The following is a 14,713-nucleotide window of genomic DNA, read 5'->3' on the forward strand; positions in this document are numbered from 1 at the left end:
GAGCGGGGTGAAAGGGCGCTAAAAGAACTTTTAGATATAAAATGATTTTCAAAAATAAGCTTATGATTTTAAGAGGGTTACAGGGCGAAGCCCTCCACCTCCACTGGGTCTAAGGGACCGCAGGTCCCTTCCTTAAAAAGGTGGGGAGCGGGGTGAAAGGGCGCTAAAATCAAAAACAATTAGGAGAATTGACATATGTATCGACTTCTTAAAAAAATATCTTTTCTAACTTTCTCTATTTTTTTCATATCTTTGCCTATTTTCGCAGGTACTTTGGATAGCTACGTTTATACTTTTGATACTGATGAATTATTAGTTTCATCCCAGAGGAGTTTGAACGTTTTGGGATTGTATTTAAAATACTATGAAACAGGTAATGAAGAATATAAAACTGCAGCTAATCAAACAAGGCCTTATATACTTTCTTCTTTAGAACCTGATGATTCAGCGGCTTTGAACGTTCTTTCAGAGTACCAACCTGGTAATGAGGCGGAGAGTATCAACAAGATTGAGATATTACTCAATAATTATCCCGATTCAGTGATTCTTAATGCCGTCAAAATTCTATTTAACTTTGAAGTCTGGGAAAAATCCAATAATATGGAAGCATTTAAGAAAATTTTAAGTTCTATTGATATAATAGAGAATGCAATTGGCGAGAACCCTTTTACAATTTATTACAAATCAATTCTAACATGGGAAGAATCAAACCTTCAAGAAAAAGAAAACATATTCCAGAATCTGGAAAAAGCCTTTTTTTCTTATCCTTCAAACAGAAAAATTCAAGAATTGCTCATAGTTCAAGCTTTTGAATTAGGCAAATATGAAAGGGTGAAACAACTCTCAGGGGATTATGTGAATCGTTCACAAAAAGACGAAAGAATAATGTTTTTAATAGCCCTTTCATATTACAATTTGGATGAAAAATCAGAGTCGAGAAATATTATTAATTGGATCCTTCAAAATTCTAACAAAAAAAACGTTCTTTCAAAAAGTTATGAGCTTTTAGGAGACATTTCAGTAACGTCATCTCAGAAGATAAATTATTATAAAACCGCTATTGATCTTGATCCTCAGAATGCAGAGGCTTTAGCTAAACTTGGAATAACTTTGTACGAAGGTGATAAGACCGACACCAACGATTTGACAATTGCAAGAATTTATTTAACAAAAGCACTCATGTACGATCCAAACAATCCTGAAATAAAACAAACTTTGAACTCTATAGATAGAAGACTCACCAGAAAAAAATCTTCGACCACGTTGTTACCTTTATTTATAGTAATTTCAGCCATATTCTATGTAGTATTCAGATTTGGGAGTGAAGAAGGCAGCCTCAAGCGCCCCGAAGGGGGTTCAAGGAAAGACAGCCTCACGGCAAGTAAGGAGGAAAAAAATTGAAGATGGACATTGAAAGTGAATTTATCAAAGTGCTCGACAAAGGTTTTGTTAGCGTTGTTGATATTATGGGAGATGACAGATCTGCAGTTAGGGCTGCCAGAGTCTCGCATGGAAAAGACTTATCAACCGAGGAGAAAGACAGAAAGCTTATAAACTACTTGATTGAACATGGTCACCTATCCCCATTTGAACATATCACTTTTACATTTCATGTGAAAGCGCCCATCTTTGTGGTTAGACAATGGTTTCGGCATAGGATAGGAATGTCTCCTAATGAGATCAGCAGAAGATATACATCAAAAAACGCAAACGAGTTTTACATCCCAGATCATATCAGAGTGCAGGATACAAATAACAAACAGAGTAGTAATGTATATTCTGATGAACAGTTAAAAGAAGAAGCGCTTGAAGTTATTGAAGATGTTTATAAGAAAAGTTACGAGGCTTACGAAAAACTTATAAATATGGGTGTAGCAAGAGAAATGGCACGCATTATACTTCCCGTGGGGGAATATACTGAATTTTATTTAACTACCAATGCCCGAGCTTTAATGCACTTCTTGGATTTAAGGGCATCTTCACATGCGCAATGGGAAATTCAACAGTACGCTAAGGCTTTGGCACGATTTTTTCAAAAGACTTGTCCTTGGAGTTATGAAGCATATTTGAAGCATCAGTATAAAGGAGATCTTTTGAAGTAGTTTCAATAGTGGACCCCGCTTTTTCAACTGCTAGGTTTTAGGGATCGCAGGTCCCTTTCTCAGAAGAGCGGAGAACAGGGTAAAAGGGTTCAAAAATAAGCTTTTGATTTTAGAAGGGTCACAGGGCGGAGCCCTCCCCCCTCACTGGGCTAGGGACCTCAGGTCCCTTTCTAAGAAGGTTGGGCAGCTTTTTGCAGCCTTGTGCAAAAAGCTTTTTTAAGTTTGTCGCAGGGTGCAAACAATGCTTTTAAATGAATTTGCCCTTGATTTGGGGTTTTTAAAGGGAACCCCCCTTAATGTTCAATGGCACTATCAAAACACAAAAAATTAGGAGGTTGTAATATGAAAAAACATTTTCTATTATTTTTTGTCTTTCTTATCACAGCATTAGCATTTTCAATAACCCTTTTAAACGACATTTCTTACAATGTAGATATATCGTATGCGGCAACTGATGTGGAAAGGATATTAACAAATTTTGGTATACATGAAGGCTATTATGTAGGGGATATAGATATTCGATTAGCCCTTCAAGAAATATTAAAGTTAGGTTATTTTACCTCAGTGTCTTACAATTTGGATGATAATGGGAATCTAGAAATCATATTTAAGCCCAATCCCATTGTAACAAATTATGAAGTTGAGATATTAGGTGATGGATTGATAGACAAAAAAAACATTCGTTCGTCGATCAGTTTGAACACTAATATTCCCTTGAATCTGAACGATTATCAAACCTCTATGAAAAACATACAAGATTTGTACATAAAAAACGGTTACCAATTTGTTGATATATACTCTAATCTAAAAATGACTGGGGATGAAATCATCCTAGAAGCAACAGAGATAAACAATAAAGAATATTCATCCGACACCTTGGTTTTCATCGTTAAAGAGTATTCTCTTTGGGATTTAGAGTTAAGAGGAGAGTTATCCCAACTGGATAAAGAAGACATAAAGGAAAGAATCGGTTTTGATTTTAGGAAAGATTGGAATAACAAATTTTTCTTGTTTAGGCCCAACGCCAAAGAAACCTACCCGAGTTTTCAAAAGATTCAAAATATATTGAACTCGTTAAATCAAATACCTTTTTTCTCCGCAAATACTTATTTTGGATTTGAAGTAATTGAAATAGAAGAGAACAAAGGTGGAGAGCTATTACTTGTTTTAGAAGGCGACTTAAGAAAAGTTGTCCCGCAAGAGCCAGTAACAGTAAATAGTATCACTTTTGTTGGAAATGAAAGTATAGAAAATTTTAGATTGAATGAGGTTGTTAATAAGTTTGTTCCAATAGGAGAACCAGTAAATAATTTAGACCTTCTATACGCTTACGATAATGTCCAAAAAATTTATTATGACAACGGATATGTTTACACCTTAATTACTCCTAAATACCAAGATGAGGAATTGATCTTCGAAATAACAGAACCAAAGGTTGGAGACGTCCAGATAACTCAAGAAGCAAGCGCTAAAACTAAACCATATATAGTTGAGTCTTTAGTGAAGATAAAGCCAGGCAAGGTTTTCAATCAGAAACAATTACAAGATACATATATATCTTTCATGGGAACCGGATTTTTCAAAGACGTTATAATACAGCCCATCCAGCAAGCCCAAGATGTAATAGGTTTTAAGATAACCCCCATAGAAAGTGGAAAATTAGGAAAATTAATGGGAGGTGTAACCTGGACACTCCCCGACAATGCAGAATGGTATCAAGGCTTTACGGGCGAGCTTGAAGTTCAATGGTTAAATCCTTTTGGATACGGACAAACTTTTTCTCTTAACACATCTTTAAATCCTATGAGAAATTACTATTCTGTTGGATTCGATTACGATGTTATCAAGTTAGGTGGTAGCGATCTAGATTTAAGCGCTGGCATACATTATACGATAAGTGAAGATGGAAGGTATTATTCGAACATAGGAGAAAATGCAACAAACTATCTGTCATTATCTGTAGCTCCAAGATACAGTATACAAGACTTCTCTTACATAACAAGTTCTTTTACCTACAATAACTACACATTGGTGGATGAAAATACTCTTAATGTAATTTCTGGATCTGTTGGGTACCTATACAACAGTTTAGATAGCCCTTTTAGGCCGTATAATGGTCAATATTTCCAAATCAGCGGTATAGGAGGAGTTGAAACGAGTAATACCGATAATTACTATATTGGTGCTACCACAGAAGGTAAATTATTTAACAGTTTTTATAAATTCACCTTGGGAAATAGACTAAAATTGGGTACCGTGTATAATTCTAACCCTGATTCTAACCTTCATTATCTATTCAATGTTGGAGGAATGTACTCTGTAAGGACTTCTAATTTTTACGAACAAAAAGGAGAAAATTTATTTTTATTTAACACCGAGTTGGCTTATGAGCTAGCCACAGGTCAAGTTCCTTTAGACCTTATCGCCTATTTTGATTACGGTAGCGCTCAAGATGATATTAGTAACCTTTTAGGCGATGGCATCTTGTCTTTTGGTGGTGGATTAAGGTTCACAATTCCCTTATTTGGACAAATAGGATTTGGATATGGATGGGATCAGGACTTAGAAGGAAAGGTTTGGTTCGGTTTTGGTCAGACCTTTTAAATCGTAGCTCTTTTAAGGGGGATCTTTAGTTGTACAAAAATTCTCATATTTTTGTAAAGTTTAAAGTAAACTGGAAGAAGTATGTTATTCAAAGTTTGTTGGCTACCGTCACTATCTTTTTCATACTTTTGATTTTGAATGTTCAAGACAGGCCCATAATAGTCAGTTCTTTAGGGGCATCGACTTTTATTGTTTTCGCGATGCCACAAAGTATGGTCGCTAAGACTAGGAACTTGATGGGAGGACATGCGGTAGGGTTTATATGCGGAACTATTTTTTCTTTGTTGCTTAATGGTAATTTTGTATTTTCTAATTTATCCTATGCACTTGCTGTAGGCCTCTCAACATTCATTATGGTTTTCATAGATACAGAACATCCACCAGCTGCAGGTACGGCATTGAGTTTGAGTATAAACGGTTTTAGTTTAAATGCATTTTTGTCTGTTTTTATTAGTGTGACAATCTTGGCGGTTGTCCATCATTTTTTAAAACCGCATATGATAGATTTAATATGAAATAGAAAAGTAACTTTTTTTTATTCTTTGTGTTATTTGAATATGTTATCTTATGAACAACTAAATTATATAAAGCGGAGGCGCAACCGAGAATAGTACCTTCTTCTTTTCAAAGAGGGTAATTTAGAAGAAGTGAAAGGCGAGGTTGCCGAAGAAGTAAGAAGAAAAACCCTCATCTTCTAACTTCTGGGTATGTGGGGAATACCTGCATAACTGTCACGTGAAGAACGTGGAGAGCCGCTGAAAATGAGAAAAAATATTTTCTTATTATTTAAACCTCTCCACAGTGAGAGGTTTTTTAATCTTTGGAGGTGCTTTTTTTGAAAGTTGGAGTTGTAGGAGCTACCGGTGAGGTAGGAAGGACATTTTTAAAGTTATTTGAAGAATACAAACTTATTAACGAGATTTCCGAATTGCGGTTGTTTGCATCTGAAAGATCTCAAGGACAGGAGATTGAGGTAGGTTCTAAAAGATACACCGTGGAAAAGTTAAAAGAAGAAAATATGAAAGAGAAGTTTGATTACCTTTTTTTCTCGGCTGGAGCCTCAGTGTCAAAAAGATTTGCCCCCATAGCTCAACAATCAGGTAATGTTGTTATAGACAATTCTTCACAGTTTAGAATGGACGAAAAGGTCCCACTTGTTGTTCCAGAGATTAATGCAGCGTTGTTGAAAGATTACATAGGAATAATTGCAAACCCTAACTGTTCAACTATTCAAATGGTTTTAGCTCTTAACGGTATCCATCGTGAGTTGGGTTTAAAAGAGATAGTTGTATCTACATATCAAGCGGTATCTGGTGCTGGAAACAAGGGTATAACCGAGCTTCTAAACCAAGAAAAAGGCATAAACGAAGTGAGACATTTCCCAAGGGTTATAAAGAACAACGTCATACCTTTGATAGGTGAAAAAATGGCGAATGGGTTTACTTTTGAAGAAGAAAAGATGATAAACGAAACTAGAAAAATCTATTCTGATAACAAGATTAAAATATTTCCCACAACCGTTAGAGTGCCTGTTCACTATGGTCATTCTGAATCCATTTTCTTCAGAACGAAGTCTGATTCTACCGTTGATGAGATTATAAAATTGATTGAATCAACCCCAAACGTCGAGTATAACGAGGAAAAAATCACCCCAGTAGAAGTTGCAGGAACTGATATCACATTTGTCTCTAGAATAAGAAAAGTCGAAGAAAAAACTTTTTTGATGTGGGTTATAGCAGATAATATAAGAGTTGGGGCTGCTACCAACGCAATTAGAATATTGCAAAAACACAGGGAATTGAATTGAGGTGTACATATTGATAAAAGACCTTCCCTTTTCAGATGAAGATATAAATAATCTCTTAAAGAATGTACAAACACCTTTCTATGTCTACGATGAAGAAGGTATAAGAAATAGAATAAGAGCCTTAAAAGACGCCTTTTCTTGGGCGGATTTCAAAGAATTTTTTGCTGTGAAGGCAACCCCTAATCCCTATATTTTAAAGATCGCAAAAGAAGAAGGTTGTGGAGTCGATTGCAGCTCAATTGCTGAATTAGTGGTAGCCGAAAAAAGCGGATTTGTAAATAACGAGATCCTCTTTACATCCAACGACACCCCTTTACAAGAGTATGAAAAGGCTTTATCCTTAAACGCCATATTGAATCTTGACGATGTAAGCCATATCGATTTTTTAAAAGAAAAGTATACGTTACCTGATTTGATATCTATCAGGTACAATCCAGGCGGGGATTTTGGAAACGAGATAATAGGGAATTTAAAGGAATCAAAATTCGGAGTGCCAAAAAATGATCTTATAAAAGGATACAGGAGACTCAAAGATTATGGGGTTCAAAGGTTCGGACTGCATGCGATGCTGATTTCAAACGAATTGAACCCTCAAAATATAATAAAAGTTGCTCAATTTCTTTTTGAAACCGCTGTGGAAGTCCATAAAAAATTAGGAATAGATTTTGAATTCATTGACCTTGGTGGCGGTTTTGGTATACCTTATAAACCTGAAGAGAAGGAACTCGATATATATTATGTTTCACAACAAATAAAAAGTTTGTATGAGAATATTTTATTAAAAAATGGATTAAAGCCTCCAAAGATATTCATGGAGCATGGAAGATACATTACAGGGCCTAATGGCTACTTAATAACCAAAGTATTGCATATAAAAGATTCCTATAAAAAATATGCTGGAATTGACGCCAACTCTGCAAATTTATTGAGACCTGCTATGTATAAGGCGTATCATCATATAACGGCTTTAAACAAAAACTCTGATGAAGAAAAAGAGATGTACGATGTAGTGGGATCGTTATGCGAGAATAACGACAAACTCGCAACAGATCGACTGTTACCAAAATTAGAACGGGGAGATGTGCTAGTTTTCCATGATGTCGGTGCACATGGATACTCCATGGGATTCAACTATAACGGAAAATTGAGATCTGCTGAGTATTTGTTTACCAAAGAAAGAGAATTCAAAATGATAAGAAGAGCCGAAACGTTGGATGATTACTTTGCTACTTTAGATTTCTAATTCTATTAAAATCCCTTTTGCAGCCTTGTGCAAAATGGTTTGTTTGCAATGCTTTGGAAATGTTTTCCAAAATCTCGTTTGCTACGCAAACGATGTACCACGCAAATGATGTATTGAATTTGGGGTTTTTAAGGGGAAACCCCTTAACGCTTGGGGAAGGGCGCTAAAAAGAGAGACATAAAATTTTAAAAGGAGGAATTTCACATGTTTACTGGTGTTGGAACAGCCATGATCACACCTTTTGATAAAGAAATAAATGTCGATTATAATTCATTAAAATCTTTTGTTAAATATCAGCTTGATAACGGTGTTGACAGTTTAATAGTTTTGGGAACTACTGGAGAAGCACCTGCCATTGAAGAAGAAGAAAGAGAAAAAATAGTCAACACAGTAATAGAAGTTGTTAATAAAAAGGTCCCCGTTATTGTGGGTACAGGAACAAACAATGTAAATCATGTTTTGAAAAATAACAAAATGGCCGAAAGTGCTGGAGCTGATGGGTTATTAATAGTTACTCCTTACTATAATAAGAGCACACAAAAAGGATTGGTAGAATATTTTAAATACATCTCTGAAAGAACAACTTTACCAATAATAATGTACAACGTGCCTTCGAGAACCGGTATGAATATAATTCCAGAAACAGCTGTTTCTATTCACGAAAACTGCAAAAACGTAATTGGAATAAAAGAGGCGAGCGGTAACATAGCCCAAATAGTAGAATTATTTTCAATAAAGCCAGATTCTCTTAAGGTATTTTCCGGAAACGACGATCAAGTTCTTCCTATAATGAGCTTAGGTGGAGATGGACTCATCTCGGTCGCCTCCAATGTTGCTCCAAAACCTTTCGTTGATTTAACTCATAGCATTCTTAACAACGATTTAGAAAAAGCACGAAAATTAAACAATCAATTTATGAAACTCAACAAACTATTGTTCAGAGAGGTTAATCCCATTCCTGTAAAATATGCCGTTTCTTTACTAGGTTTATGTGAAAATGTTGTGAGATTACCGTTGGTGAAAGCAACTCCAGAAACAGAGAGACTTTTGAAAGAAGAGATGGAAAGGTTGGATTTACTATGAAGATAGGCATAGTAGGATACAAAGGACGAATGGGAAAAGAAATAAAAGATTTGTTTGAGGAAAAAAACCATGAATTTGTTTGGGGATACGATAAAGATGGTGAATATTTTCAGGATAAGCCTCAAATTATCGTCGACTTTTCACTTCCCGAGGTTTTTGAAAAAACGGAAGAGTACGTTAGGAAATTCAACGTTCCATTGATCATTGGAACAACAGCACTTCAAGATGAACAATTTGAAGCTTTAAAAACTTTATCTAAAAATGTACCAGTAGTTCAAAGCTACAATTTTTCAATTGGTATACAATTATTTTTAAAGATGGTGGACTTTTTAAAAGACAAAATCGATGGTTGGGATATTGAGATAATCGAAACACATCACAGGTTTAAAAAAGATAAGCCTTCAGGAACAGCGAAGATGATAAAAGACAAATTGGGTAAAGATGTTCCAATAAGCTCATTAAGACTCGGGAATGTATCAGGTGACCATGTATTGTACATGGCAAACTTGGGCGAAGTTCTTAGCGTTTCTCATAGGGCTTTATCAAGAAGAGCCTTCGCAGAAGGAGTTCTTAAGTCTGCGGAGTTTGTAATCAACAAAAAGAATGGCTATTTTACCTTTACAGACGTAATTTGAAAAGGAGGAAATTATGAAGACAGAAGAAATAATAAATTTAATAGCGAACTCAAAGAAAAAGAATCCTTTAAAGGTCTACATTAGAGGTAACCTCAAAGAAGTGGATTTTTCCAATGTAGAATTTTTCGGTAACGAAGAATTCGGAATCCTATTTTGCGAAGAAGAAGAGTTCAACACAATTTATGAGAATAATAAAGATGCCATAGTTAATTATAGAATAGAAAGGGATAGAAGGAATTCAGCTATACCGTTGGCAGATTTATCTAAATACAATGCAAGGATAGAACCCGGGGCTATAATAAGAGACTTAGTGGAGATAGGCGATGGCTGTGTTGTTATGATGGGTGCCGTTATCAATATAGGTGCTAGTATTAAAGAAAATACTATGATTGATATGAACGTAGTTATAGGAGGGAGGGCTCAAATAGGTAAAAATTGCCATATTGGGGCAGGTGCTGTTATAGCAGGTGTAATTGAACCACCAAGTGCCCAGCCTGTAGTGATTGAGGATAATGTGCTCATTGGTGCTAACGCAGTGGTCTTAGAAGGGGTGAAAGTTGGGACGGGTTCCATAATTGGAGCTGGCTCTGTAGTAATTTCTGACGTCGAACCTTACTCTGTGGTAGCCGGAGTTCCTGCAAAATTCATTAAGAAGGTTGATGATAAAACAAAAGGTAAAACACAACTTGTAGAAGGACTTAGAAAACTGAAATAATTTATTTATACAAATTTACCGGGGTGGATTAATTATGCAGTTGATAGTTCAAAAGTATGGAGGAAGTTCTCTTGCTAATTCTGAAAGGTTGAACAACGTTGCCAAGAGAATATGTAACAAGACCAGAGAAGGATTTAAAGTATTAGTTGTTGTTTCAGCAAGGGGAGAGACCACAAATAAACTGATAGCATTAGCTAAAGAAACAGTTAAGGATCCTAATCCAAGAGAATTGGATATGCTTTTAGCTACGGGAGAACAGATCAGTGCCTCTTTGTTATCTATGATGTTAAACGATAGAGGTATCAAGTCAAAATCTCTGAATGCCTTTCAATTAGGTTTATTAACTACTCCTGATTATAACGAGGCTCAGATCAAAGAAATAAACAAAGACATAATATACAAAAATCTTACAAACAACGATGTTTTAGTTATTACAGGATTTCAAGGTATTACTGAAGAAGGCGATTTGACAACCTTAGGAAGAGGAGGTTCAGATACTTCTGCTGTTGCTTTAGCAGCTTCTTTAAACGTTAAGTGCGAGATATACAGTAATTTTGCAGGTATTTACACCGTTGATCCAAAGATTTATCCCCAAACAAAAAAATTAAAGTACGTTACTTACGATGAAATGTTAGAAATGGCAGCTTTAGGGGCAAAAGTCTTGCACCCAAGGTCGGTAGAAATTGCTAAAAAGTTTAATGTGGAGTTATACTGTGCATCGTCTTTTTCTGATGAGGAGGGAAGTTACGTAGTGGATAATTACAATGAGTATATGGAAGAACCGGTTGTAACAGGTTTAAGTGTGGACGAAAACCAAATCCAAGTCACTATTTTAAATCTTCCAACGGAGCATTTTTTTATTAATAAAATTTTTGAAATCGCCGCCAACAAAAACTTAAACATAGATATGATATCCATTATACAAAATAACGAAAAAACCAATATCTCTTTCAGTATCGTAGACAGTGTGATCGATAATTTCCGAGAGCTTTTAAGTGAATCTCTTAAAAATAACCATGAGAATTTTATTGATTTTAAAAATGATTTAGTCAAAATTTCAGTTGTCGGAATTGGTATGAGAAAGGCAAAAGGGGTGGCTTCTCGTTTTTTTAAAGCTATAAAAGATGTACCTATATTTTTGGTGACAACTTCGGAAATAAAAATTTCATGCTTGATTCCAAAAGAGTATAAACAAAAAGCTGTGGAAAGTCTAGCAAAGGAGTTTGATTTATGAGCTTACTAAAAGTCTATAACCCTTTTCCAATAAAAGTTGAGAGAGCGGAAGGTTCTTACATTTACGATACAACCGGCAAAAAGTTTTTGGACACATTCGCCGGAATAGGAGTAATGAGTTTTGGGCATTCTTATCCGCCTTTGCTAAAAACGTTGAAAGAAAAGATGGATAGATATATGCACACTTCTAATTTTTTTCTCGATGAAGATGCCATTTTCGTATCAGAAAAACTCGTTAATTTCACCGAGAAAAATGGTACCGTTTACTTCAGTAATTCTGGAGCAGAGGCAACTGAAGCTGCTTTAAAAGCTATTAAAAAAAGAGCCTCAGATAGAAGGAATAAGATCATTTATTTCGAAAATGGTTTTCACGGTCGAACTTTAGGAGCACTTTCTATAAACGGTTTTAAAGATCTAAGAGAGCCATTTGAACCTTTGCTTGCCAATACTATAGAACTGAAGTTCAACGATGTAGAAGATTTAAGTAAATTCTTCGAATTATTTGGCGAGGAAACGTTGGCTGTTTTTGTAGAACCAATTCTTGGCTCTGGAGGGATAGTACCAATCAAACCAGAATTCGCATCTTTGATAGAGGACTTAAGAAAGAAATACAATTTCATTTTAGTCTGTGATGAAGTTCAAGCTGGGCTTGGGCGAACGGGAAAAATCTTTTCATACCAACATTTTGGGTTGTCACCTAATATTGTAACCATCGGGAAATCCATAGGCGGTGGCTTACCTTTGGGAGGTACAATATTTCTTGAAAATCTATCTCAGGCTTTTGAAAGCGGAGAACATGGTTCAACATTTGCTCCAAATCCTGTAGCTTTAGCAGGAGCTAGGTTCATTGTGGAAAATATTCCCTCGCTTTTAAAAGATGTTGAAGAAAAAGGAAATTATATAATGCAATTTTTAAAAGAGAAAAATTTTGAAAAAGTTAAAGAAGTGCGAGGTAAGGGTTTGATGATCGGTATAGAGCTACAAGAAGAAGATCCAAAAATGAGAGAAAAAGGTCTACAAGAGGGCCTTTTGTTGAATGTACTTCATAATAAAGTGATTCGTCTTCTACCTTCTTTAAATATTCAATATAACGATATTGAAAAGATGTTGGTAAAATTAGAGAAGGTTTTAATATGATTCTTTCACCGTACGAATTGAGACATAGAATACATGAGAATCCAGAATTATCTCTTGAAGAGTATCAAACTACCGAATTATTAGAAAGGACTGTAAAAGAAGTCGCAACGTTTTACAATGTCGACATTAACTTATATAGGCCTCTGAAAACAGGACTAATTATTGAGTATAATGGTGGCAATGTTGATTGTGATGAATACCTTCTTTATAGAGCAGATATTGATGCTTTAAACATAAAAGAAAAGACTAACATTGATTTCAAATCCAAAAATGAATATATGCACGCATGTGGTCATGACGTTCATACCGCTATCTTGTATGGCTTTTTTATCAACGTAATAAAAAACAAAGTAAAGAAAAATATAGTTTTTTTATTTCAACCTGGAGAAGAATCAAAGGGCGGAGCACAAAAGATTATCGAAAGTAGAATATTGGATAAATACAGTATCAAAGCGGCTTTTGCACTACATGTCAACGATGATTTCACGTTAGGGAGCATCGCCTCAACTCGTGGTACACTTTTTGCTTCATCGCTTGAATTCTTTGTGGATTTTGAAGGGGTTTCTTCACATCTTGCATTTCCCCATCAATCTAAAAATGCTTTGAACGCCCTTCGCATATTTTTAGATGTGTTGGATAAACTACCAAAAAATCCAATGGAGCCTTTTATAATTGGCGTGGGTAAAGTAAACGCTGGTAGTGCAATCAACATTCTACCAGGAAATTCCCATGTCGAAGGAAGTATAAGAGGCGTGGATTCTGAAAAAAACCTAAAATACTTCGAAGATATGAGAAATGTACTGTCAGGGATAAAGATCATGACAGGTGTTGATTTTTTGTTGAACAAAGGTTCTTTCTATCCCGAAGTTGTTAACGATTTAGTCCTATACGACAAGTTTATTCCTAAACTCTCAAAAACATTTAATTTTATTGATTGTGGCCTAAAAATGACAGGTGAAGACTTTGGCTTCATATCAAAAAAATACCCTTCATTAATGTGTTGGTTAGGAAGTTCTAAAGGCGAACACCACGGTCTTCATAACCCTGAATTTTTACCTCCCGATGAGGTAATAGATGTTGGCATCAAGGTTTTTGAAACATTTTTAGACTAAGAATTTAATTCAAAAATACATTTTGCCAGTTCAAAATCTTGTTTTTTCGTGAGTTTAATGTTATTTCTGTAATCTTCAACAACCGCCGTTTCATAACCAGCATGGATAAATATAGAGGCATCATCGGTAAAAGAAGATAGGATCTTTTCTGCTTTTTGGTAAGCTTTGAGTAATTTAGTGAAATCGAAAGTTTGAGGGGTATGGTGCAGATAAATTTGGGATCTTTCTAAAGTTTTTACAATCCTTCCATTATTCACTTGGGAAATCGTATTTTCCGCCATTTCTGCTAATACAGCCCCGCCTACTTCTTTTGCCTTGTAGATGCTTTCGTCTATTTTATTAGTATCAACGAAAGGTCTGACGGCATCATGAATGCAAACAAAATCAGGCTTATTCACTTTTTTGTGCAAATACATTAGGGCATTATAAACACTTTCCTGCCTGCTACTTCCGCCAATTACTACATTCTCAAATTTTGAAAAGGTTTGAACCTCTTTTTCTGTTAAATCCACGTAGTTTCTATGAGATACGACGAGAAACTTATCTATTAATTTTGAATTCTGGAATTTTTCAGACGACATTCTCAATATGGTTTGGTTATTTAATTTAACAAATTGTTTTGGTATTTCAAACCCTGCTCTTTTTCCTTCTCCAGCAGCTACTATAATCGCATAAACCATTTTCTTCACCCTTTGCTATATTTTTGTGTTTTTATAAAATAGGTTTAGTATAACTTCATCTATTTTTTATATAATTAATTTTACATTTGGTATAATAGATTGATAAACTTATTATAATATATTTTGTAGTCTTGTGCAAAATGGTCTTTTTCGTAATGTTTTTGAATAACTTTCCTAATCTCATTTGCTTTGCATTTTGCGGTCTTATGCAAAACGCTTTGTTCATAATGCTTTTGAAATAATTTCCATATTCTCATTTGCGAAGCAAATGCGTTTGGGGATCTTAAGGGGTAAACCCCTTAATGTGTGGCCGAAAGGGAGCAAATATTATAAAAGACAGCTAATACAATTTCAAGGAGTGA

Annotated in this window: 13 protein-coding genes and 1 riboswitch; of the genes, 12 read left to right on the forward strand and 1 reads right to left on the reverse strand. The window is 35.2% G+C overall.

Annotated features, from left to right (window positions below; translation table 11 throughout):
* Positions 1-195 precede the first annotated feature (195 nt).
* The 12 genes from X929_RS07050 to X929_RS07105 all read left to right on the forward strand — a co-directional run bounded on the left by X929_RS07050 (position 196) and on the right by X929_RS07105 (position 13,671).
* Positions 196-1,401 (forward strand): tetratricopeptide repeat protein, encoded by a 1,206-nt coding sequence (locus tag X929_RS07050; protein WP_103067322.1) that lies wholly within the window; start codon positions 196-198, stop codon positions 1,399-1,401.
* Positions 1,402-1,403: 2 nt separating this feature from the next.
* The gene (gene thyX, locus X929_RS07055; protein ID WP_103067499.1) at positions 1,404-2,102 is read left to right on the forward strand and encodes an FAD-dependent thymidylate synthase; all 699 of its coding nucleotides are present in this window, start codon (positions 1,404-1,406) and stop codon (positions 2,100-2,102) included.
* Between the two features lie 342 nt (positions 2,103-2,444).
* Positions 2,445-4,706 carry a POTRA domain-containing protein gene (locus X929_RS07060; RefSeq protein WP_169924999.1) on the forward strand — a complete coding sequence of 754 codons (2,262 nt, stop codon included), beginning with the start codon at positions 2,445-2,447 and terminating at the stop codon, positions 4,704-4,706.
* 29 nt (positions 4,707-4,735) lie between these two features.
* Positions 4,736-5,221 carry an HPP family protein gene (locus X929_RS07065; RefSeq protein WP_103067324.1) on the forward strand — a complete coding sequence of 162 codons (486 nt, stop codon included), beginning with the start codon at positions 4,736-4,738 and terminating at the stop codon, positions 5,219-5,221.
* A 67-nt stretch (positions 5,222-5,288) separates the two neighbouring features.
* Positions 5,289-5,469: riboswitch (Lysine riboswitch) on the forward strand.
* A gap of 72 nt (positions 5,470-5,541) precedes the next feature.
* Complete coding sequence (locus tag X929_RS07070) at positions 5,542-6,513, forward strand: aspartate-semialdehyde dehydrogenase (protein WP_103067325.1); 972 nt, start codon at positions 5,542-5,544, stop codon at positions 6,511-6,513.
* Between the two features lie 7 nt (positions 6,514-6,520).
* On the forward strand, positions 6,521-7,756 hold the full coding sequence (gene lysA, locus X929_RS07075) for a diaminopimelate decarboxylase (protein WP_103067500.1): 1,236 nt from the start codon (positions 6,521-6,523) through the stop codon (positions 7,754-7,756).
* 204 nt (positions 7,757-7,960) lie between these two features.
* Entirely contained in the window at positions 7,961-8,839 is an 879-nt protein-coding gene (gene dapA, locus X929_RS07080) for a 4-hydroxy-tetrahydrodipicolinate synthase (RefSeq protein ID WP_103067326.1), read from the forward strand.
* Positions 8,836-9,474: a 4-hydroxy-tetrahydrodipicolinate reductase gene (locus X929_RS07085; RefSeq protein ID WP_103067327.1), complete on the forward strand. Its 639-nt coding sequence runs from the start codon at positions 8,836-8,838 to the stop codon at positions 9,472-9,474. The genes dapA and X929_RS07085 overlap by 4 nt, the downstream gene beginning before the upstream one ends.
* A 13-nt stretch (positions 9,475-9,487) precedes the next feature.
* Positions 9,488-10,189, forward strand: coding sequence for a 2,3,4,5-tetrahydropyridine-2,6-dicarboxylate N-acetyltransferase (dapD, locus tag X929_RS07090; RefSeq protein WP_103067328.1), 702 nt, complete (start codon positions 9,488-9,490; stop codon positions 10,187-10,189).
* A 34-nt stretch (positions 10,190-10,223) separates the two neighbouring features.
* Positions 10,224-11,423: an aspartate kinase gene (locus X929_RS07095; protein ID WP_103067329.1), complete on the forward strand. Its 1,200-nt coding sequence runs from the start codon at positions 10,224-10,226 to the stop codon at positions 11,421-11,423.
* A complete protein-coding gene (locus X929_RS07100) occupies positions 11,420-12,559 on the forward strand; it encodes an aspartate aminotransferase family protein (protein WP_103067330.1) in 1,140 nt (379 codons plus the stop codon). Before X929_RS07095 ends, X929_RS07100 begins: the two co-directional genes overlap by 4 nt.
* On the forward strand, positions 12,556-13,671 hold the full coding sequence (locus tag X929_RS07105) for an amidohydrolase (RefSeq protein WP_103067331.1): 1,116 nt from the start codon (positions 12,556-12,558) through the stop codon (positions 13,669-13,671). The genes X929_RS07100 and X929_RS07105 overlap by 4 nt, the downstream gene beginning before the upstream one ends.
* Here the strand turns inward: X929_RS07105 and ispD are convergent.
* Positions 13,668-14,351, reverse strand: a complete 684-nt coding sequence (gene ispD / locus X929_RS07110) for a 2-C-methyl-D-erythritol 4-phosphate cytidylyltransferase (protein ID WP_103067332.1) — start codon at positions 14,349-14,351, stop codon at positions 13,668-13,670. The genes X929_RS07105 and ispD overlap by 4 nt on opposite strands.
* Positions 14,352-14,713: the final 362 nt, after the last annotated feature.

Source organism: Petrotoga olearia DSM 13574, from assembly GCF_002895525.1.
GTDB classification, from domain to species: Bacteria; Thermotogota; Thermotogae; order Petrotogales; family Petrotogaceae; genus Petrotoga; species Petrotoga olearia.